This window comes from Caulobacter sp. GW822-FHT01G02 (assembly GCF_058802865.1).
In genome coordinates, this window is the sequence record NZ_JBXAON010000015.1 from 1 (window position 1) to 19,138 (window position 19,138).

Genomic DNA, 19,138 nt, shown 5'->3' on the forward strand with positions numbered 1-19,138 from the left:
CTCCTGTCACGCACCGCACGCCCAGGCTTTGATCGCCGTCAATGCCAAGCTCGGTGGTCCCCACCATGGTGACGGTCCATTCCAGGGAGGGCTTCATGTCGACCAAGCTCGTCACGCCGCCAAGGTCGCTTGCTCCAATCGCCGCCGCGGGCGCGCTCGCCGCCTGGAGCGTGGCCTTGTTCCAGGCCCTGCCGCGTCTCATGGCTGGCCCGCTCTGTAGCGCGCGATCCGACCCGTTCTCGCTCGCCGGACATTGCCCCGCCTGCTACGCCGCCGTGGCTTTGACCCTGGTCTTTCTGGCGAGCTTGGCGAGTCCGGCGCCATCGGCGCGCGCGATCCCGACCGGGCGATCTTCGCGGCGATGACCCAGGAGGTCGGCGCGGCTGGCCTGAACATCCCATCCTTCAACGGCGACGATGTTACGCGCGCCTTCGCCGGAGCCTACCTGCCGCTGTGTCGCGCCTTGCGCGAGGCCGGCGCGATCGATCCCCACGCCCTGGCGGTCCGTATCCTGGCGCGGCTTGGGCCGGAGCGCGAGGCCTCGTGGGCGATGCTGGCGATCTCACTGGCCCACGTGCTGATCCAAGAGGCCGAAACGTCGCGCGGCTAGGTCTGGCCGCGCGCCTGATCGTCCTGCCGGCCACCCTGGATCACGCGCAGCGCCACGTCCTTAGTCGCGTCGAACAAGGACTCCGATAGCGCGACGGCCTCGTTCGGTCGGGGGCGACGCAGAACGGCCTGCAGGGCGGCGACCAGCGCCGCGCTTGAACTGACTTCCCCCGCCGGCGCGTAGAACCCCATGGTGTCGGCGAGCTTGCCCCGATCGAGGACCCCCGCCGCTTCGAGTTCATCGCACAGCGGCAGGTAGGTCGCCGCCATCAGCTTGACCAGGTCGTTGGCGCTGAAGGTCAGCGCGCCTGGCCGGTCCTCGGATCCGCTCATGTCTTCAATCTTCCTGCTAGCGCCGCGGCCGATCGATCTGAAAGCTCATCTCTCGCCTTCGGCGCCCAGTGATACGGGCAGAATCGCTTTCATAGGTCAAATCGTCCCCTAAGAGCGACGTTTCTATTTCCCATTTTGAGTATTGAGTCGGAATCTGTGCTTCTATTCGTCGGTTGCGAATTTTGATCCGTGGCGCGGATCGCCTCAAATATATGGGCGAAGGGATTTAGGTTAATGCGTCGGGGATAAATACATAGACCTGATTTCGGCGACCTCTGAAAGCGGCGGGGAGGGCGGCGACACGCCGCGCGAGAGCGGCTCGGCTTCGCTCACTAGCGACCCCAGGTCGCCAGGAGGCCTACCGCCGCGGCGGTCATCACCAAGGTCGCGAGCCACCCGACGACTTTCAGCCCCGGGTGAAGCTTGAACGAGCCCATGACCGCGCGGCGGCTGGACATATGCATCATCAAGGCCATGATCGGAACGGCGACGATCCCGTTGATCACCGCGCTCCAGAAGAGCGCCTTGATGGGGTCGATGGGGCTGAAGTTGAGCGCCGCGCCGATCAGCGTGGCCACCGCGATGGCGCCGTAGAACGCCTTGGCGCGTCTCGGTTTTCGGGCCAGGCCCACGTGCCAGCCGAACGTCTCGCCCAAGGCGTAGGCCGAGGAGCCGGCCAGCACGGGCAAGGCCAGCAAACCGGTGCCGATGATCCCCAGGGCGAAGACGAAGAACGCCAGCGGACCGGCGATGGGCCGCAAGGCTTCGGCCGCCTGGGCCGAAGTCTGGATGTCGCTGACCCCGTGGGCGTGCAAGGTCGCCGCCGTGGTTAGGATGATGAACAGGGCCACGGCGTTGGAGATCGCCATGCCGACATAGGTGTCGATGCGGATGCGTCGAAACTCCGCCGGCGCCTGATCGGGCGCCCGCAGCAGGGGCTTGGCGTCGACACGCTCCCTGACCTCCTCGACTTCCTCTTCGGCCTGCCAGAAGAAAAGGTAGGGACTGATCGTCGTTCCCAGCAGCGCGACGATGGCCGTCAGATAGTCGGCGTTGAAGGTCACGCTCGGCAGGACGAGGCTGCGCGCCACCGTCGGCCAGGGAATCTGGACGACGAACGCCACGCCGACATAGGCGAACAGCGACAGGGTCAGCCACTTGAGGACAGACACGTAGCGGGAATAGCGCGAGAAGACCTCGAGAAGCACCGAGACCAGGCCGAAGAGGGCGACATAGAGCAGGGCGGGCCCGCCGATCAGCAGCTTCAGAGCCGCGGCCATGGCGCCCAGGTCCGCTCCGAGATTGATGACATTGGCGCTGACCACCAGAAGGACCACGGCGTAGACCATGCCGCCCGGATAGTGGCGCTTGAGGTTGCCGGCGATTCCCCGCCCCGTGACCCGGCCGATTCGGGCGCTGATCTCCTGGATCGCGCACATCAGAGGCCAGCTGAACAGCATCACCCAGGTCAGGCCGAAGCCAAATTGCGCGCCCGCCTGCGAGTAGGTGGCGATGCCGCTGGGATCATCATCCGAGGCTCCCGTGATCAACCCCGGACCGAGGACCCGCAGGAGCTTGGGCCGTTCGGGCTGCTTGACGGCGGCGTGATCAACGGCGTCGATCATCAGGTCCTCGTGATATTGATCAGGATCAGGGCGGGCCCTTATCCTATGGTCAGGCTTGTGTCTTGAATGTGGGCTCGGAGCTTGGTCATGAACGTCGACGCGATGCACGTCCAGGTCGCCCGGAACCCGACGCCTGGCGCCCGCGGCGCCCTTCGGATTCCAGTTCGTCTGGCCTTGAGCCTACTCCCGCTGGTCTTCGGCGGGGCCTTGGTCGCCGCGCCCGCGGCGGCCAGCCCGCCAGAGCTTGTGGCGCGAGGCCAGGCCATCGTCGAGCGCGACTGCGCCGGCTGTCACGCGGTGGGCCGGACCGGCGACAGTCCCAATCCTCAAGCCCCGCGCTTTCGCCAACTGCATGAACGTTATGATGTCGAGGCGCTGAGCGAGGCCTTGACCGAGGGCTTGACGGTCGGTCACGGACCGATGCCCGAATGGTCGTTTGGGCCGGCCGACAACGCCGCGATCCTGGCCTATCTGAAGACCCTCGAGACGCCGACCAAGGGCAAGGCCAAGCCGGCCGCCCCACGGATCCCATGAGACCGTCGCGCCAGCGAGCGCCTCCGCTCAAGAACATCTGACCTGGACAAGGGAAATCTCCGGGGCTGGGCGAAGGAAATATGGATCGCGCCCGGCGGCCCGTTTTGACGGGCGTCAATCGCCCGGTCGGCGCTCGCCGGGGCTCCGTACAAATGCGGATGCCGGCGCGACGAGAGGCTCGCTAGCGTCGTCTCCAGGCGCTTTGCCGACCGTGGAGGCGATGATGAAGAACGTTCTGCTTTTCGTGCACCAGGACGAAGGCCAGGAAGCCCGCCTGCAGGCGGCCCTGGATGCGACGCGGGCTTTGAAGGGCCATCTGAGCTGCATCGACGTCACTCCCATCACGGTGGTCGCCGGCGACGATGGCGGTCAGGTCCAGGCGCTGCTCCTGGTGGAGGAGCGCAAGCTCGAGACGGCCAATCGCGCGGCCCTGATGGCCCGATTGACCGAAGAAGGCCTGCCCTGGGACTGGATCGAGAGCACGGGCGACGTCGCCAACTGCGTCCTGGATGCGGCGGGCCTTGCCGACCTGATCGTGATCAACTGCAAGCGCGACACCTTCATGCGGATTGAGCCGCGGGCGATCGCCAGTTCGACGGTGATGGGCGCGCGTTGCCCGGTCTTGGCCGTACCCGACGCCGCGCGAGGCTTCGACGCTGGCGGCCACGCCGTTGTGGCGTGGGACGGCTCGGCCTCGGCCATGGGGGCGTTGCGCGCGGCCACGCCCCTCCTGCGCCTGGCCGGATCGGTGACCATTTTCAACGCCGACGACGGCGGCAAGGGCGCGCCCGAAGAGGCGGCCGCGGTCTATCTGTCGCGCCATGGCGTCCACGCCTCTATCGAGCGGGCCTCCGCCCATGGCCAGCGCGCCGATGCGGCGATCCTCAAGGCCTGCGCCGACCAGCACGCCAGCTACTGCGTGATGGGCGCCTATGGCCAGGGCCGGTTGCGCGAGGACCTGTTCGGCGGCGTCACCCGCGGCATGCTCGCCGCCGAGCGCCTACCGCTCGTCCTGGGTCGCTGAAGCTGGAACATCCAGAGCGTGGCTGGCGCCGAACCGGCGGCCGCCACGCTCAGTGGGCGAAGAACAGGTTCAGCGCCCGGCCGTGGGCGATCAGCGACTTGGTGACGCCGCCCAGGACATCTTCGCGAAGGCGCGAGTGTTCGAAAGCGCCGGCCACCAGCAGACCCGCGTCCCACGATCGCGCCTGACGAACCAGGCCATCGTATCGGCTGAGGCCATCACGGGTTTCGACCTCGATCTCGCGGACGCCATGGCGGCGAAGATAGGCGACCAGGCGTTCGGGGGCGGCGACGACCCGCTCGCTGGCGCGCAGGTGGGCCGGATCCTGGAGGATGACCACGCGCGTGGCCGCCTTGAGCAGTGGCATGGCGGCGCGCACGGCGCGCGCGGCCGCCGGACTGCCGTTCCAGGCGATGGCCGCGCCGAGGCCCAGCTCTCCGGGCGCGCCGCTGATCACCAGGACGGGGACCTGGGCGCGAAGGAGGGCGTCGGCCATCAGTCCGCTCCAAGATCCCAAGGCCTGCAGCGTCATGCGGCCAACGACCACCAGATCGGCGAACGGCGCGAGGGCCGATAGGTCCAGCGCGTGCGCCGACTGCTCCTCGACCAAGACGATGCGGCCGGCGTCCGACTCGGCGCCCGGGCCCAACTGTCCGGTGATGTCCCGGGCCATGGCCTCGACATCGCGACGCAGCTCCGCCCGCGCGTTGTGGGCCGCCTCTTGCAACGCGGGCGAAAAGCCAAGGCCGCTCTGGCCTGGGGCGGGGTCCCCGACCACCGCGAGGGGCGGGGCCAGGACCACATTGACCTGCCCTTGGGCGGCGCGCGCCAACTCGGCGGCGGATGCAAGCGTCAGGGCGTCGTCGTCAGCGCCGGTAAGAATGGTCAGGATGCTGGCGTAGCTCATGGCGAGGTCCTCATGCCGCGAGCTTGCGGCCGCGTGCTTGCGTGACCTTGCGCCAAATCAAGTTCCTCCGCATCGTCAGGAGCTGACGCGGTCGTCTACGGGACATTGCGGATGCCGCGCGGGCGCATGCGCGCGTCGACATCACCAGCGCCCGTCGGCTGAGCCATACGGCCGCGTCGCGGGTGTCCGGCTATGGCGGCGCGAAACCTATGGAAGACGCGGCTCCGTCGAGACGTTGACGCGGCCCGCGTGGTGAGGTCGATGAATGAACGCCCAAGAGCCAAACGCGACCACCAGTTCACCCGCCCCGGCGACACCGCCGGGTGCGCTGGTCTTCACCTGTCCCATGCATCCCCAGGTGCGCCAGGCCGGCCCCGGGCTTTGCCCGTTCTGCGGCATGGCGCTCGAGCCGATTTCGACCTCGGGCGATCCGCCGCCCAATGCCGAACTGGCCGACATGACGCGGCGCTTCTGGATCGGCTTGTGTCTGGCCCTGCCGGTCTTCACGCTGGAAATGGGCGCCCACCTGATGGGGCATCATCGGTGGGTCGCGCCGACGGTTTCCAATCTGATCCAGTTCGCTCTGTCGACGCCGGTGGTGCTGTGGGCGGGCTGGCCGTTTTGGGTGCGCGGCTGGCGGTCGGTGACCACCGGCCAGCTCAACATGTTCACCCTGATCGCCATGGGCGTGGGCGTGGCCTACGGCGAGAGCCTGGTCGGCCTGTTCGCGCCTCGGCTGCTGCCGTCGGGCGCGCGCGACGCGATGGGCGCGACGCCCGTCTATTTCGAGGCCGCCGCGGTGATCACCGTTCTGGCCCTGCTGGGGCAGGTCCTGGAGCTTCGCGCGCGCGAACGAACATCCGGGGCCATCCGGGCCCTGCTTGACCTGGCGCCCAAGACAGCGCGCCGGGTCACGGCGGACGGAAGCGACGAGACCGTGACCCTGGATCTCGTGTCGGTCGGCGATCGCCTGAGGGTCCGTCCAGGCGAGAAGATTCCTGTCGACGGCGTCCTGGTCGAAGGCCACGTGACGATCGATGAGTCGCTGATCACCGGCGAGTCCATGCCGGTCACCAAGGCCGCCGGCGATCATGTGGTCGCTGGCGCGATCAATCGGACCGGCGCTTTCGTCATGCGCGCCGAGAAGGTCGGGTCTCAAACCCTGCTCGCGCGGATCGTGCAGATGGTCGAGCAAGCCCAGCGCAGCCGGGCGCCGGTGCAGCGGACGGCCGACCGGATCTCGGCCTGGTTCGTGCCGGCGGTCATCGGCGTCGCGCTCGCGGCCGCCGCTGCCTGGATGGCTTTCGGACCTCAACCCCGTCTCGGCTATGCCCTGATGGCGGTGGTTTCGGTGTTGATCATCGCCTGTCCCTGCGCGCTCGGGCTGGCGACCCCGATATCGATCATGGTCGGGATCGGCCGCGGCGCGCGCCTGGGCGTGCTGATCAAGGACGCCCAGGCGCTGGAGCGGCTGGAGAAGATCGACACCCTGGTCGTCGACAAGACCGGAACCCTCACCGAGGGGCGTCCGGCGGTGACGGCCCTTGAGCCCGCCGAGGGTTTCGACGAGGCGCGGCTGCTGCGCCTGGCCGCGAGCCTGGAGCGCGGAAGCGAACACCCGCTGGCCGAGGCCATCCTGGCCATGGCTCGCGATCGCGGCCTGGCTCTGTCGGAGCCCGCGCAGGTCGACTCGCCGGTGGGCCTGGGCGTGCTGGGCCTGGTCGATGGCCAGCGCGTGGCGGTCGGCGGGCCCCGGCTCATGGCCCAGGAAGGCGTCGAGGCGGCGCCGCTCGCGGCGCGGGCCGAGGCGCTGCGTCGCGGCGGCGCGACGGCGGTGTTCGTCGCCGTCGATGGGCGGCTGGCTGGCGTGCTGGGGATCGCCGATCCGATCAAGGCGACGACTCCCGCGGCCCTGGCGGCCTTGGCGGCTGATGGCGTGCGCGTGGTCGTGGTGACGGGAGACAACCGCACCACGGCGCTGGCCGTGGCCGAGCGGCTGGGCCTTCGGGAGGTCGAGGCCGACGTCTCGCCGCAGGACAAGGTGAAGGTGGTGGCGCGCTTGCGGGCGCAGGGACGTCTGGTGGCCATGGCCGGCGATGGCGTCAACGATGCGCCGGCTCTGGCGGCCGCCGAGGTTGGGGTGGCGATGGGGGCGGGCGCCGACGTCGCTATTGAAGGCGCGGGGGTGACCCTGGTGCAGGGCGACCTGCAAGGCATCGTCAGGGCCAAGCGGCTGTCCCGGGCGGTCATGCGAAATATCCGCCAGAACCTGGTGTTCGCCTTCGCCTACAATCTCGCCGGCGTGCCGATCGCCGCGGGCGTGCTCTACCCGGCGTTCGGCATAACGCTGTCGCCAGCGATCGCGGCGCTGGCCATGGCGCTGTCGTCGGTAAGCGTGGTGGCCAACGCCTTGCGTCTGCGCCGGGCGCGGCTCTGATCGGCGCTTTGCTCGAGCACGAGGGCGGCGCCCGAACCGCTGGCTAGGCCAGCGGCGTCAGGTGACGCTCGACCATGCGCAGGCTCATGTCCTCGGGGCAGGCGCGCACCGAAAAGCCCATCTCGGCTTCCAGCCGCAGAGCCGCCCCGTTCTCGGCGCTCTCCAGGGATTCGATGGTCTCCACGCCATGGGCGCGCGCATAGGTCAGGGTGTGGTCCATCAGCGTCCAGCCCAAGCCACGTCCCTTGAGATCCGAACGCACCGAAACGGCGATCTCGGCGCGCGAGGGATCAGCGCCCTTGGCCAGCATGGAGACGGCCAGGATGGTCTCGGTCCCGGGCTCCAGGGCGAGAAACGTCATCGTCCGCGCGTAGTCGATCTGGGTCATCAGCGCCAGGCGGTCATGATCGACGACCTGGATGCCGGTCAGGAACCGCATCCGAAGGTCTTCGGGCGTCAGCTGGGCAAAGAAGGCCGCCAGGGCCGCTTCATCGTCCGGCCGGACCGGACGCACGTGGAAGGCCAGGCCCGAGCGGGTGGAAAGATCGCGTGTCCAATCGGCCGGCGGCGGCGCGATGACCAGACGCGACGGCGGGCTGGAGAACGGGCTGATCACCAGGCGCGCATCGAGGGCGAGCACGCCGTCGGGCCCGACGCGCAAAGGATTGATGTCCAGCTCGAGCACATCGGGAAAATCGACCACCAGGGCCGAAAGCGCCGCGATCGTGCGCGCCAGGCCCTCGACGTCGGCGGGGGGGACGTCGCGATATCCCGCCAGCAGGCGGCTGATGCGGGTCTTGGCGATCATGTCGCGGGCCTGGGCGGCGTTCAACGGCGGCAGGCCTAGAGCCTTGTCGTTCAGGATCTCCACGGCCGTGCCGCCAGCGCCCACCATCAGCACCGGACCGAAGATGGGATCGGTGGTCAGGCCCACGATCACCTCCAGGCCGCCGGGCGGGGCGACGGACTCGACGGCGAAGCCGCTCAGGTGCGCTTGCGGCGCGCGCGCGGCGATGGTCTCGCGCATGGCCCGGGCCGCGTTCGTGGCCGCGCGCACCGTGGTCAGGTCGAGCGCGACGCCGCCGACGTCGGACTTGTGCGAGATGTCGGGCGAGACGATCTTGATCGCATAGGGCGGCGCCAGGATATGGCAGGCATCTTCGACCGCCTCGATCGAAGCGGCGAAGCGGGTGGGTATGACGGGCACGCCATAGGCGGCCAAAACCGTCTTGGCTTCGACTTCGTTGAGCAAGGTGCGGCCCGCTTCGCGCGCATTGGCGAAGATCAGCTGCACGGCCGCGCGATCACCGACGACCTCCGTCCCTGTCGCCGGCGCGGTGGTCAGGGCCAGGCGGGCGCGGCCCGCGGCGAGAAGGTAGCCGAACCCGCGCGCCGCCGCTTCGGGATTGTCGAACAGCGGGATGGCGGCCTTGGCGAAAAGATCGCGAACGGCGGCGGCGTTGGCGTCGCCCAGCCAGCAGGTCAGAACCGGCTTGAGAACGCCGCGACGTCGGGCCTTGGTCACCACGTCCGCCACCGCTTCGGCGATGTCCTGGGGCGTGGAGACCGCGGTCGGACAGTTCATGACCAGAACGGCGTCGACGCCAGGATCGGCCAGCACCGTCTCGAGCGCCGCCGTGTAGCGGTCGGCATGGGCGTCGCCGAGCAGGTCGATCGGGCCGGCGTGCGACCAGCCGGCCGGCATCCGGTCCTCGAGGGACGCGATCGTTTCGGGCGATGGCGCGGCCAGGCGCGCGCCGGCGCCGTCGAGCGCGTCGACGGTCAGCACGCCGGCCCCGCCGCCGTTGGTGACGATGGCCAGACGCTCGCCCGCGCGCGCGCGGGTGGAGCCGAGCACGGCGGCGGCGTCGAAGAGATCCTCGAGCGTCTCGACCATGACGATCCCGGCTCGCGCGAAGGCGCAGGCGTGAACGTCGTAGGCTCCGGCCAGGGCGCCGGTGTGCGAGCGCGCGGCCAAGCCGGCCGCGGCGGTGCGGCCGGCCTTGATGGCGATGACCGGCTTGTTGCGCGCGGCGGCCCGGGCCGCCGACATGAACTTGGCCGCATGGGTGACGCCTTCGATGTAGAGCAGGATGGCGTCGGTGTGCGGATCGGCGTTGAAGAGGTCGATCAGGTCCGCGAGATCGGCGTCGGCCATGTCGCCAGCCGAGACCACGCCGGAAAAGCCGATCCGCCGGGCGCGCGCCCAGTCGAGCATCGCGGTGATCAGCGCGCCGCTCTGGGAGATGAACGCTAGGCGCCCTGGCGTGGCGTCGCCTCGCGTGAATGAGGCGTTGAGCTTGGCGTGCGGCGCGAGGAGACCAAGGCCATTGGGCCCGACGATCCGCAGGCCCGAGGCCTTGGCCGCCGCCAGCATCGCCGGCCGCAGACCGTTCTCCTCGGTCAGGCCGGCCGTGATCACCATGGCGATCTTGACGCCGCGCGCGCCCAACCCGGCGATGACGCTCGGCACGGTTCGCGCGGGAGACGCCACCACCGCCAGGTCGATGTCGGCTGGCAGGTCGGCCAAATCGGTCCAGCACCTGACGCCGTCGAGCGCCAGCGGGCGTGGATTGACGACGTGGATCGCTCCAGCGAAGCCGCCGCTGATCAGGTTGCTGACCACGACCGCGCCGACGCTGTCGGGACGATCGGAACCGCCGACGACCACGACGGCCGAGGGGGAGAGCAGGGCGGACAGGGCATGTTGGGACATCGTGAGCCTCGGCTTTGACGCGCCGAAAGGACCGCTTCGCCGCCGACGCCGCCATCCGTAGAATCCACAATGGGCCGCGAAGTCGGGCGTCTGGGACGAGCTTGGCTATGGCGCGGTCGGACGTTCGGCTTTACTTTGCGGGCGGAATGGGAAGCATACTGGCGGTAGAGTGGCGTGGGTGCGGCAGCATGAACCTTGAGCAGGCAAGAGTTGAGCCGCCCCGCGCGTCTCTCGCCTTGTCCGAACCGCTGTCGGCTCCCGCGCGCTATGGTTTGGCGGTCGGCGCCGTGGCGGTCGCGGCCTTGGTTCGCCTGGCGCTGGAGCCTTGGCTTGAGCATCGCTCGCCCTATCTGATGTTCACCGCCCCGGTGGTTCTGGCCGCCGCCTTCGGTGGTCTGCGGCCCGCCCTCTTGGCCAGCGCCCTAAGCTTGGTCGTGGGTCTCCTTTTCGTGGGCGAGGGATGGCGCGGGCCGCTCACCGATGGCCTGACGTTCGCGCTCGTGTCCGCCGCCCTGATCATGGTCGGCGGAGAGATCGATCGTCTGCGCTTGCGGTCGGCCGAGAGCGAGCGCGAGGCCCAGGAGAGGGCCGCCGCGGCCGGACGCGTCGCCCACGAACTCAATCTGCTGATCGACGGCGCGGCCGAGTACGCCATCTACATGCTCGATCCGGAGGGGCGTGTGTTGATCTGGAATTCGGGCGGAGAACGGCTCAAGGGCTGGCGCGAGGCCGAGGTGCTCGGACAGTCGGCGGCGATGTTCTATCCGGCCGACGCGCGCGCCGCAGGCAAGCCGGAGGCCGACCTTGGCCGGGCGCGGACGCTGGGCAAGTTCGAGGAAGAAGACTGGCGCCTGCGAAAGGACGGCTCGGAGTTTCTCGCCCACGTCTCCATCACCGCGCTCTACGACGAGGCCGGCAGGTTGCAGGGCTACGGCAAGGTCGTGCGTGACGTCACAGGCCATAGAGCCAGCGAGCGGGCTCTGCAGGCCAGCACCAACCACCTCAAATCCATCCTTTCCACGGTGCCCGATGCGATGATCGTCATCGACGAGGCCGGGAGGATTCTGTCGTTCTCCAGCGCCGCCGAGCGTCTGTTCGGCTACGCCGAGGCCGAGATCGTCGGGGAGAATGTCAGCAAGCTGATGCCCGAGCCCGACCGCGGACGCCATGACGACTACCTGCATCGCTATGTAGATACGGGCGAGCGCAAGATCATCGGCATCGGACGGGTGGTGGTGGGGCAGCGCCGCGATGGGAGAACCTTTCCCATGGAGCTCTCGGTCGGCGAGGCGCGAGGCGAAGGGCAGCGCGTGTTCACCGGCTTCATTCGCGATCTGACCGAGCCCCATCGCACCCAGGCGCGCCTCGACGAACTCCAGGCCGAGTTGATCCATGTCGCCCGCGTCAGCGCCATGGGGACGATGGCCTCGACCCTGGCCCACGAGCTGAACCAGCCGATCACGGCGGTCGCCAACTATGTCGAGGCGGTGCGCGATCTGCTCGAAAGGCCCGAGCCAGACGACCTGCCGATGATCCGCGAGGCACTCACCGACGCCGCCGGCCAGGCCATCCGTGCGGGCCACATCGTTCGGCGCCTGCGCGACTTCGTGGCCCGGGGCGAGGTCGAAAAGTCGATCGAGGATCTGCAGGGTCTCGTCGACGACGCCTTGGCCCTGGGGTTGATGGGCGCGCGGGAGTCCGGTCTGGCCGTCAGCGTGGACCTCGATCCAGCCGCCAGCCTGGTGCTGGTCGACAAGGTTCAGATCCAACAGGTGCTGATCAATCTGGCGCGCAACGCCGCCGAGGCCACGGCGGGACGCGACGATCGCCGAATCTGGGTGTCTAGCCGGGTCGAGGCGGGGGGGCTCGTGCGCGTGACGGTCGCCGACACAGGGGCAGGGGTCTCGCCCAGCATTTCCGAACAGCTCTTCACCGCCTTCGTCAGCACCAAGTCCGATGGGATGGGGCTGGGGCTGTCGATCTGTCGAACCATTGTCGAGGCCCATGGCGGCCGTATCTGGTTCGAGCCCCGCCCAGGCGGCGGAACGCAGTTTCACTTTACCCTTGTGCGCGCCGATCCGGAGGCGATTGATGTCCGATAAACGCATGATCCATATCGTCGATGACGACGACGCCATTCGCCGTTCGGCCAGCTTCATGCTGAAGACGTCCGGATTTTCCGTGACGGCGCACGAGTCCGGCGTGGCCTTCCTGCGGGAGGTGCGTCACTTGCAGCCGGGCTGCGTGCTGCTGGATGTCCGCATGCCCGAGGTCGACGGCCTGGAAGTCCAGGCCACGCTGAACGAACGGGGCATCGCCATGCCTGTCGTCGTGCTGACCGGCCACGGAGACATCAGTGTGGCGGTGCGCGCGATGAAGGCCGGCGCCGTCGACTTTATCGAGAAGCCCTTTGAGAAGGCGGCGCTTCTGATCGCGATCGAAACCGCCTTCGAGCGACTGGCCGACGTCGAGGGACGATCGGCCCGATCGCTGGAGGCCAGCGTCGCCGTCGCAGGCCTGACCGGGCGCGAGCAGGAGGTCCTCAAGGGCCTGGCGCAGGGCTTACCCAACAAGACCATCGCCTTCGACCTTGGCATTTCGCCGCGCACCGTAGAGGTCCATCGGGCCAATCTGATGACCAAGCTGAAGGCCCGCAGCCTCTCCGAGGCGCTGCGTATCGCCTTCGCCGCCGGGTTTGCCGAGCCGCAGGCCTAGGAAGTCTACGTAACGACGCGATCGCGAGCGGATGCGAAGCCTGACCGGAGCCGAATTTCCGGCCAGCCTTCAGACGCCGACATGACCGCTTCCCCGACCTCCGACGTTTCGAGCCCGCCACGCCTCCTGCTCGTGGAGGATGACGCGGCCGTCCGCCGGGCGCTGCAGCTTCTTCTGCGCGCCAGGGGATACGATGTGCGGGCCTATGCCGCCGGATCGGCGTTGCTGGCCGATCTCGACGCCCAGAGGCAGGCGGTGGTCCTGATCGCCGACATGAAGATGCCGGAGGTCGACGGGGTCACGTTGTTGCGCGCCCTGCGGTCCGGAGGGTGGCAGGGGCCGGCTCTCTTGATCACCGGCTTTCCCTCCCCCCAGGTGCGCGCTGACGCGTTGGCGGCGGGCTATGTCCGCGTGCTTGAAAAGCCTCTCATCGAGCATGCGCTGGCCGACGCGGTCGATCGTCTGGTCGCCGCCGGCGGCGACGGCGCGACTACGTACTAATCCCAACTGCGTCGCCAGGACCTCGGGCCTATCGGAAAGATTGTACGCCCAGCGATTTCCTTCGAAGACGCCAGGCTCCGGGAGACACCTGACATGGCCCAGTCCGATCTTCTTTCGCCGCAAGTCGCTTCGACCCCTGGTGGGGCGCAAAACCCCCTGATGAAAGCCGCCGTGGTTCGAGCCTTTGGTCAGGCCCTGGCGATCGAGAGCCTCGACCGTCCCAAGCCCGGCCACGGTCAGGTTCTGGTCAAGATCGGCGCCTGCGGGGTCTGCCACACCGATCTGCACGCGGCCAACGGCGACTGGCCGATCAAGCCCTCGCCGCCCTTCGTTCCCGGTCATGAGGGCGCGGGCGAGATCGTCGAGATCGGCGAGGGCGTCAGCCATCTCAAAGTCGGTGATCGGGTCGGCGTGCCATGGCTGCACTCGGCCTGCGGTCAATGCGACGCCTGTCTGGCAGGCTGGGAAACCCTGTGCCCGGATCAACAGAACACCGGCTATTCGGTCAACGGCGGCTTCGCTGAATACGCCCTGGCCGAGGCCGACTATGTCGCGCGCCTGCCCGACAACATCGATCTGGTCGAGATCGCGCCGGTGCTGTGCGCGGGGGTCACGGTCTACAAGGGCCTGAAGATGACCGAGGCCAAGCCGGGCGACTGGGTGGCCATCAGCGGCGTCGGCGGCCTTGGCCACATGGCGGTCCAATACGCCGTTGCCATGGGCCTGAAGGTCGCGGCCATCGATATCGACGACGATAAACTGGCCCTGGCCACGCGGCTGGGCGCTAGCCTGGTCGCCAACGCTCAGGACGCGAACGCCGTCGCCCAGCTGAAGGCGCGCATGGGCGGGGCTCACGGCGTTCTGGTCACGGCGGTGTCGTTGCCGGCGTTCAGCCAGGCGCAAGGCCTGGCGCGACGCGGCGGCACGGTGGTGCTGGTCGGCCTTCCGCCCGGCGACTTTCCGCTGTCGGTCTTCGACACCGTCCTCAACGCCATCACCGTGCGCGGCTCGATCGTCGGCACGCGACTGGACCTGAAGGAGGCTCTCGCCTTCGCCGCGGACGGACGGGTGCGCGCGACCGTCGCGACGGCCCGGCTCGAGGACATCAACACGGTTCTGGATCATATGCGCCAAGGCAAGATCGAGGGGCGGGTGGTGCTGGACTTCTCCGCCAAGGCAACGGGCGATGACGCCTAGTCCCGCGCCGAGACCGACAACCCGACTGATCATGGCCATGCTTGCGATAACGGTTCCCGTGCGTCGCTGGCTGATCAGGCGCACGCCCTTATGGCTCTGGTCAGGATCGCGTCGTCTGAGCCGTGGTGATGGTGGCTGGGGGCCGACATGAGCCCGCTGAATGAACCCGTGCGCACCCGGGGCATAGCCCTGGTCGCCCTTCTGGCTCTGGGCGCCTGCGCGGCCGAGCCCAAGATCGGCGGCCAAGGCCGTGAAGTCCTCGGCGCGCGCGATCGTGGCGAGGCGACGGCCAAGAGCCAGTGCGCCAGCTGCCATTTCGCGGACAAAGATGGCGTAGGGACGCGGGTGGATGCGCCGTCCTTTGGCCAGATCGCCGTGCGCTACCGTGACCTGCGGCTCGACTGGGAACTGGAGACCATCAGTCAGGTGGGCCACTACGCCATGCCCGCCAAGCCGCTGGCGCCGGGTCAGGTCGCCGATTTGACGGCCTATATCCGAAGTCTGGACCGTCAAGCGCGCGACGACCGGGAGAACGGTCTGGGTCCGGACAGGCCGGACAGTCATGTGCGGCGCATACCTTGACCCCCGCGGCCCTGGCGGTCGGCTGATCGCAAGATGTCGTCCGTCGGCGAGGGCCCTTCGGCGAAGCTTGAGCTGAGTCAAAGCCCGGCGTCCCGCGCGCGGGCTGGATAATACGGGACGCGCGCGGGGGATATCGGCGATGACGCATAAGCTCTGGCTCCATCCCGAAAGGACGGCCATCCGGCAGACCTCGCCGCTGGCCTATCTCATCGCTGTCGCCAGCGTCGCCCTGGCGACGGTCCTGCGGCATGTTCTGGCGCCGTGGATCACTGGTGCTCAGTTCATCACCTTCTTTCCGGCGATCATGCTCACGGTGGCTCTGTGCGGCGCTCGCGCGGGCCTGGTCGCGGTCGCCCTGGCCGCGCTGGCCGCCCGGTTCATACTGGGACCGCCCGCGCCCACGCCGCGTGACGATGTCGCCCTGGCGATGTTCATCGCGGTAGGCTTGCTCGATGTCGTGGTCCTCTCGGCGCTGCTGAGATCCAACGCCGCCCTCAACCTGGCCTTGGACCCTCTGCGCCGGGCCAACCAGGACCTGATGGCCAGCGAAGCGCGGTTTGGCGACCTTCTGGAATCAGCGGCCGACGCCGTGGTGATCGTCGATCGGGGCGGATTCATCGTCCGCGCCAACGGCCAGACCGAGCGGCTGTTTGGCTTTCCGCGCCAGGATCTCATCGGTCAGCCCGTGGAGCGGCTGATTCCCGACTCCCATCGTGCGTCCCACGCCCGGTTCGTCCGCGACTACATGGCCTCGCCGCAACTGAGGGAAATGGGGCATGGCGGTGAGCTGCAAGGTCAGACCGCGAGCGGCGCGACCTTTCCCGTCGAGGTCAGCCTCACCCCCCTGTACAACGATGCGGGCCTTGTCTGCGCCGTCATTCGCGACGTCAGCCTGCGCAAGGCCGCCGAGGATCACCAGACGCTGCTGATCCACGAGCTCAATCACCGCGTGAAGAACACCCTGGCGACGGTGCAATCGATCGCGCGCCAGACCTTGAAGTCGACAGGTGATCCGGCGGCCTTCTGCGAAGCCTTCACTGCTCGTCTGGTCGCGCTCTCTCAGAGCCACGACGTTCTGACGCGCAACGACTGGATCGGGGCGACTCTGTCGGAGGTGTTGCTCGAGCAGTTGCGGCCCTACCAGAATGGCCGCAGCGCCCGCTTCGAGCTCTCCGGACCGCCGGTCAGTCTCACGCCACGCGTGGCGCTTGCGCTGGGCATGGTGTTTGGCGAGCTCAGCACCAACGCGGCCAGATATGGGGCGCTGTCCAACGACGAGGGGCGTCTCCTGGTCGAGTGGCGCTGGCTGGACGAGCCGGGCAAGCCGACCTTGTCCATCACCTGGCGCGAGGTCGACGGGCCACCCGTCGCCCCGCCGAACCAACACGGGTTCGGCGAGCGGTTGATCCAGCGCAGCCTGTCCCACGAACTGGGTGGTTCAGCCGTTCTGACCTATACGGCGGAAGGACTGATCTGCGACCTGCGGTTCGCGCCGTAAGGAACCTCGCTCAAGATGTCGCCGTCGGCGTCCGCAAGCCGCCGTCCAGCAGCCGCGTCCAGACGGCCTCGGCGTCGTCGGCGAAGGCCAGCAGCGCCAGATCGGCTCTGTCGATCATGCCGGCCTCGACCAGGGCCTCGAAATTGATCACCGCGCGCCAGTAGGCCTCGTCGAACAGGACGATCGGGATAGGCGGGGCCTTCTGGGTCTGACGCAGCGTCAGAAGTTCGAACAATTCGTCGAACGTCCCAAAGCCGCCGGGGAAAACCACGAGCGCCCTGGCTCGCATCGCCAGGTGCATCTTGCGCATGGCGAAGTAGTGAAAACGGAACGTCAACGCCGGAGTGCAGTAGGGATTGGGTTGCTGCTCGCGCGGCAGGGTGATGTTGAAGCCGATCGAGGGCGCGCCGACCTCGAAGGCCCCCTGGTTGGCGGCCGACATCAGGCCGGGACCGCCGCCCGTGGCGATGACGTTGTCGAAGACGCCTTGGCGCGGGCTCAGCGCGCCGCCGCGTTCCGAGGCGATCTGGCCAAGCCGGCGCGCCTGCTCGAACCAGAAGGCTTGGCGGCCCGGCCCATCGGCGCGAACGCGCGCGCTGCCGAACACCACGATCGTCGTGGCCACGCCGAAGGCGCGCAAGGCTTCGTCGGCCTTGGCGAACTCGAGCAGGAAGCGCACGCCGCGCATGGAGTCGCCAAGCAGGAAATCCTGGTCGAGCGCGGCCAGGCGATAGGCCGGGGCGTTCAACTGGGCGGCGTTGCTAAGCGGCGGTGGCGAAGGGGCGTCCATCGAGGTCAGGCCACGGCGGGTTCGAAGAGCTCATCCAAGCGTGTGCGCACCTGTTCGAGCACGTCGGCGCCGGACTCGTCGGTCATGTTCGACACCACCCCGCCGAAGTGCTTGTGATCGACGACGCGCAGGCCGCAGACGCCTTGAAGATGGATGTCGAACACCGTCATCAGCGCTCTGAGCGCGCCGGTGTGGTTGACCCAGTCATCGGGCGCGCCAGAGGTCGAGAACGACAAAAGGCTCTTGCCCGTCAACAGCGCCTCGGTCCCGCCGGCGCCAGGCGCGTAGCCGAAACCCATGCCGAACACGCGGTCGACATAGCCCTTGAGAATGGCGGGCGGGGCGTTGAACCAGAACGGATACACGAAGATGAAGCTCTTGACGTCGCTCAGTCGCCGCCGTTCGGCCACGACGTCCGGCGCGGGCGTCACGCCGTGCGGGGTGGGCATCTCCTCGGCCTTGAGGCGCGGGTCGAAGTCCATCGCATAGAGATCGTGTAACTGGGCCTCATGCCCTCCTGCGCGCAGATGTTCGACACAGGTGCGCGCCAGCGCCGCACAGAAGCTGGTCGGTTTGGGGTGGGCGAGCACGACGGCGTGCAGCATGGCGAGCCTCCAGTTTTTCGAGGCCTCCAGACTAAGGTCGCCGCGCCGATGGGAATTGATCTGCGTCAGGCTTTACGCTCGCGCGTGACGGACGCCGCGAGGCGAGCGCCTGCTCAAGGTCGCGCCATGCCTTGAAATTTGGGCCCGCCGGCTGGGGTTTGACACAGGTCAAGCGGGTCCACGCTGGCGCGGCGATGGTGGCGGTCAGCACACCCACAGGAGTTTAGACATGCGAAAGCCCCTTGCCCTCGCTGACGACCTCGGACACCAGGGCGGTAAAGCCTTCGCCAAGGTCGGTGAACATCTGCGCGCCTTGAAGGCCCAACTCGGCGACAAGACCGGCGACGCGCTTTCGACCACGTCGCTAGCTCTGGGTCACGCGGCCCTGGAGCTTGTCGGCGAGGTGGAGGAGAAGCTCGACGCCGTGGCCGACGGCGCCCGGCGCCAGATCCGCCGCCATCCGGACGAGGCGGCCGCGACCGCGGCTCTTGCGGTGGTCCTCGCCGCCGGCGTCGCGGGGCTCGTCACCTACGGACTGATGCGCCGGCGCGACTAGCCCGACCCGTTGGCCGCGGCGATCCGCGCCGCGGCCTCGAGCAGGATGGGCCGTTGGCCGGGCAGGATCTTGTACAGGGCGGTGGGTAAGTCGAAATAGGCGACAGCGTCGATCTCTGGCGCATCGATCCACTGTCCCGAACGCGGCGGCCATTCCAGACGGAAGGTCTGGCTGGCGAACCGCTCAAGGTCGAGATCTGCCCTGATCAGCCAGGGGGAAATCGCCTTGCCGCGATAGGCGCGCCGAGGCGTCAGCGCCTCCAGCGGACCGCGCAGCGCCAGCCCGGTCTCTTCCTGAAACTCCCGGCGCGCGGCGGCCATCGCCGTCTCTCCGGGCTCGATCAGGCCTTTCGGGATCGACCAGGCTCCTTCATCGCGGCCGCGCCAGTAGGGACCGCCGGGATGCCCGAGCAGGAAGACGGGGGCGTCGTCGGAACCACCCCAGACCAGAACGCCGGCGGCTTGCTGCACCATGACCCGACCTTGAAACGGTGGACCCGGAGCGACAAG

General features: G+C 68.4%; 19 protein-coding genes. 11 read left to right on the forward strand and 8 right to left on the reverse strand.

Features of this window, described 5'->3' with window-relative positions; genetic code table 11:
- Positions 1-202: hypothetical protein (locus tag AC1RNC_RS25715; protein WP_492888819.1), on the reverse strand; the 202-nt coding region annotated here is incomplete at its 3' end.
- Between the two features lie 51 nt (positions 203-253).
- Between AC1RNC_RS25715 and AC1RNC_RS25720 the strand changes: the two genes are divergently transcribed.
- Positions 254-610 (forward strand): hypothetical protein, encoded by a 357-nt coding sequence (locus tag AC1RNC_RS25720; protein ID WP_492888820.1) that lies wholly within the window; start codon positions 254-256, stop codon positions 608-610.
- Here the strand turns inward: AC1RNC_RS25720 and AC1RNC_RS25725 are convergent.
- Positions 607-942, reverse strand: a complete 336-nt coding sequence (locus AC1RNC_RS25725; RefSeq protein ID WP_492888821.1) for a hypothetical protein — start codon at positions 940-942, stop codon at positions 607-609. The two genes, AC1RNC_RS25720 and AC1RNC_RS25725, sit on opposite strands and share 4 nt — an antisense overlap.
- Before the next feature lie 332 nt (positions 943-1,274).
- Positions 1,275-2,567, reverse strand: coding sequence for an NRAMP family divalent metal transporter (locus tag AC1RNC_RS25730; RefSeq protein ID WP_492888822.1), 1,293 nt, complete (start codon positions 2,565-2,567; stop codon positions 1,275-1,277).
- A gap of 87 nt (positions 2,568-2,654) precedes the next feature.
- Between AC1RNC_RS25730 and AC1RNC_RS25735 the strand changes: the two genes are divergently transcribed.
- A complete protein-coding gene (locus AC1RNC_RS25735; RefSeq protein ID WP_492888823.1) occupies positions 2,655-3,101 on the forward strand; it encodes a c-type cytochrome in 447 nt (148 codons plus the stop codon).
- A gap of 223 nt (positions 3,102-3,324) precedes the next feature.
- Positions 3,325-4,125, forward strand: a complete 801-nt coding sequence (locus AC1RNC_RS25740; protein ID WP_492888824.1) for a universal stress protein — start codon at positions 3,325-3,327, stop codon at positions 4,123-4,125.
- Between the two features lie 49 nt (positions 4,126-4,174).
- On the opposite strand, the gene AC1RNC_RS25745 is transcribed toward AC1RNC_RS25740, so the two are convergent.
- Entirely contained in the window at positions 4,175-5,032 is an 858-nt protein-coding gene (locus AC1RNC_RS25745) for a hypothetical protein (protein ID WP_492888825.1), read from the reverse strand.
- A gap of 265 nt (positions 5,033-5,297) precedes the next feature.
- Between AC1RNC_RS25745 and AC1RNC_RS25750 the strand changes: the two genes are divergently transcribed.
- Positions 5,298-7,469: a copper-transporting P-type ATPase gene (locus tag AC1RNC_RS25750; RefSeq protein WP_492888826.1), complete on the forward strand. Its 2,172-nt coding sequence runs from the start codon at positions 5,298-5,300 to the stop codon at positions 7,467-7,469.
- A 43-nt stretch (positions 7,470-7,512) separates the two neighbouring features.
- Here AC1RNC_RS25750 and AC1RNC_RS25755 read toward each other — a convergent pair whose 3' ends face one another.
- Entirely contained in the window at positions 7,513-10,185 is a 2,673-nt protein-coding gene (locus tag AC1RNC_RS25755) for a bifunctional acetate--CoA ligase family protein/GNAT family N-acetyltransferase (protein ID WP_492888827.1), read from the reverse strand.
- A gap of 236 nt (positions 10,186-10,421) precedes the next feature.
- Between AC1RNC_RS25755 and AC1RNC_RS25760 the strand changes: the two genes are divergently transcribed.
- The 6 genes from AC1RNC_RS25760 to AC1RNC_RS25785 all read left to right on the forward strand — a co-directional run bounded on the left by AC1RNC_RS25760 (position 10,422) and on the right by AC1RNC_RS25785 (position 16,678).
- Positions 10,422-12,287, forward strand: a complete 1,866-nt coding sequence (locus AC1RNC_RS25760; RefSeq protein WP_492888828.1) for a PAS domain S-box protein — start codon at positions 10,422-10,424, stop codon at positions 12,285-12,287.
- Positions 12,277-12,900: a response regulator transcription factor gene (locus AC1RNC_RS25765; RefSeq protein WP_492888829.1), complete on the forward strand. Its 624-nt coding sequence runs from the start codon at positions 12,277-12,279 to the stop codon at positions 12,898-12,900. The genes AC1RNC_RS25760 and AC1RNC_RS25765 overlap by 11 nt, the downstream gene beginning before the upstream one ends.
- An 81-nt stretch (positions 12,901-12,981) precedes the next feature.
- The gene (locus AC1RNC_RS25770) at positions 12,982-13,401 is read left to right on the forward strand and encodes a response regulator transcription factor (RefSeq protein ID WP_492888830.1); all 420 of its coding nucleotides are present in this window, start codon (positions 12,982-12,984) and stop codon (positions 13,399-13,401) included.
- Between the two features lie 159 nt (positions 13,402-13,560).
- Positions 13,561-14,598, forward strand: coding sequence for an alcohol dehydrogenase AdhP (adhP, locus tag AC1RNC_RS25775; RefSeq protein WP_492888851.1), 1,038 nt, complete (start codon positions 13,561-13,563; stop codon positions 14,596-14,598).
- A 147-nt stretch (positions 14,599-14,745) separates the two neighbouring features.
- Positions 14,746-15,180, forward strand: coding sequence for a c-type cytochrome (locus tag AC1RNC_RS25780; RefSeq protein ID WP_492888831.1), 435 nt, complete (start codon positions 14,746-14,748; stop codon positions 15,178-15,180).
- 139 nt (positions 15,181-15,319) lie between these two features.
- On the forward strand, positions 15,320-16,678 hold the full coding sequence (locus AC1RNC_RS25785) for a sensor histidine kinase (protein ID WP_492888832.1): 1,359 nt from the start codon (positions 15,320-15,322) through the stop codon (positions 16,676-16,678).
- Between the two features lie 10 nt (positions 16,679-16,688).
- Here the strand turns inward: AC1RNC_RS25785 and AC1RNC_RS25790 are convergent, their stop codons facing one another.
- Together AC1RNC_RS25790 and AC1RNC_RS25795 are read right to left on the reverse strand one after the other, a co-directional pair.
- Positions 16,689-17,468, reverse strand: a complete 780-nt coding sequence (locus AC1RNC_RS25790; protein ID WP_492888833.1) for an LOG family protein — start codon at positions 17,466-17,468, stop codon at positions 16,689-16,691.
- A gap of 5 nt (positions 17,469-17,473) precedes the next feature.
- Positions 17,474-18,073: an NAD(P)H-dependent oxidoreductase gene (locus tag AC1RNC_RS25795; RefSeq protein ID WP_492888834.1), complete on the reverse strand. Its 600-nt coding sequence runs from the start codon at positions 18,071-18,073 to the stop codon at positions 17,474-17,476.
- A 229-nt stretch (positions 18,074-18,302) separates the two neighbouring features.
- On the opposite strand from AC1RNC_RS25795, the gene AC1RNC_RS25800 reads away from it, so the two are divergent.
- Positions 18,303-18,629: a hypothetical protein gene (locus tag AC1RNC_RS25800; RefSeq protein WP_492888835.1), complete on the forward strand. Its 327-nt coding sequence runs from the start codon at positions 18,303-18,305 to the stop codon at positions 18,627-18,629.
- Here the strand turns inward: AC1RNC_RS25800 and AC1RNC_RS25805 are convergent.
- Positions 18,626-19,102: an NUDIX domain-containing protein gene (locus tag AC1RNC_RS25805; RefSeq protein WP_492888836.1), complete on the reverse strand. Its 477-nt coding sequence runs from the start codon at positions 19,100-19,102 to the stop codon at positions 18,626-18,628. The genes AC1RNC_RS25800 and AC1RNC_RS25805 overlap by 4 nt on opposite strands.
- Positions 19,103-19,138 lie beyond the last annotated feature (36 nt).